Origin of the sequence: Mesorhizobium sp. LHD-90 (assembly GCF_030929505.1) — a bacterium.
Classification (GTDB): Bacteria; Pseudomonadota; Alphaproteobacteria; order Rhizobiales; family Rhizobiaceae; genus Kumtagia.
Window position 1 is genome coordinate 1 of record NZ_JAVFVV010000053.1, and the last position, 1,552, is coordinate 1,552.

Genomic DNA, 1,552 nt, shown 5'->3' on the forward strand with positions numbered 1-1,552 from the left:
CTCAGACTGCTGACAAACCCCGTCATTTTTGGCGGGGTTTTGTTTTACGCGTTTGAGTACGCTGGAGATTTCGTCGTCGGGATGTTTTGGCTGGAGGGTGCCGGTCGGTTGCGTGGCCGGGCTTGCCGCGTCAGGCGAGGGTCGGCTTTGGCTTTGGCCAGAGGCTGATCGCGATTTTCTTGATGTTCTGGGCGGCGGCTGTGAGCAGGCACTGGACGCGCACGCGGGTCAGACCTCGGAACCGGGCATAGCGGTGGCCATGAAGCTGTTTGGCATCGGCGAAGGAGCGCTCGACGGTTTCCTTGCGACGGCGGTAGACGGCCTTGCCCCATGCGGTCTTGCGGTTGGCGTCGGTGCGCTCCTTGGCCTCGGTCCAGACGTGGCGGACAATGGTGCGCTGTGCCTTGGCGCTGGTGGTGCAGGAGGCCAGAAGCGGGCAGGTGCGGCAGATCGCCGGGTCGGAGCGGTAGTGGCGGTAGCCGTTGCGGTCGGTGGTGGCATAGGCGAGCAGTTGATCCTGCGGGCAGCGATAGCCGTCGGCCTCTTCCTCAAAGGCAAAAGCCGACGGTCCCATCATGCCGGGCTTGGGCGGGGTCGGCCGGCGGTAGCCGGTGACGCCGCGCAGCTTGCGTTCCTCCAGTCCCCTGGCGATGCCGGCCGTGGCATAGCCAGCGTCCAGCCCGACGGCTCCCACGTCGAAGCCGAAGCGCTCCACCTGTCGGTCGAGCCGCGACAGGTAGACCACCGAATCGTGGACTACCGGCGTGGCAAAAGTGTCGGTAATGATGGCATGCGCGGCGTCAACCGTGCGGTGGTCGAGATAGAAGAAGCCCTTCGGCTTGCCTTCGCGCACCATGTAGCCCGCTTCCGGATCGGTGCGGCTGACCTTCGTCTCCTTCACCGCCGGCTGCCGCTCCTTCTCTCGCAACGGCTTCTGGCCGTGCGCGGCGCGCTCTTCGTCGATCGCGGCGTCGAGCGCATCCCAATAGTCGGCCCGCGACTTGGCGACCACGGCAAGATCGTATTTGCCCCTGTTGGCATTGGCCTTCAGGTGGGTGGAGTCGGTGTAGAGCACCGTCCCGTCGACAAGGCCGGCCCGGATCGCCTGCTCGACGATGCGGTCGAAGATCGACTGCGCGACCGTCTCGTCCTGGTAACGGCGGCGACGGTTCTGGCTCAGCGTCGAGGCGTCGAACACCTTGTCCGTCAGCTTCAGCCGCAGGAACCATCGGTAGGCGACGTTGACCTCGATCTCGCGCACCAACTGCCGCTCCGAGCGCACCCCGAACAGGTAGCCGATGAACAGCGCCTTGAACATCAAGGTCGGGTCGAGCGGCGGCCGGCCGTTGTCGGCGCAGTAGAGCGGCGCCGTCAGATCGTGGATGAAGGAAAAGTCGATCACGCGGTCGATCTTGCGCAGCAGGTGATCGGACGGGACCAACTGATCCAACGTCACAATTTCGAGCGCGGTCTGTTCGGGGACGGGTCGCTTCAACATGACCCAGTGAATCAAAAACCCCCGGCTAATGCCAGGGGTTTGTCAGCAGTCTGA

The 1,552-nt window shown here is 64.5% G+C and carries 1 protein-coding gene; it reads right to left on the reverse strand.

Annotated elements, in window-relative coordinates:
• Positions 1–130: 130 nt before the first annotated feature.
• Positions 131–1,498 (reverse strand): IS1182 family transposase, encoded by a 1,368-nt coding sequence (locus RB623_RS30235; RefSeq protein WP_308060978.1) that lies wholly within the window; start codon positions 1,496–1,498, stop codon positions 131–133.
• Between the last annotated feature and the right edge of the window lie 54 nt (positions 1,499–1,552).

Excerpts from the sequence above, each read along its gene's own strand:
- RB623_RS30235 (WP_308060978.1), bottom strand. The coding sequence starts at position 1,498 with ATGTTGAAGCGACCCGTCCCCGAACAGACCGCGCTCGAAATTGTGACG.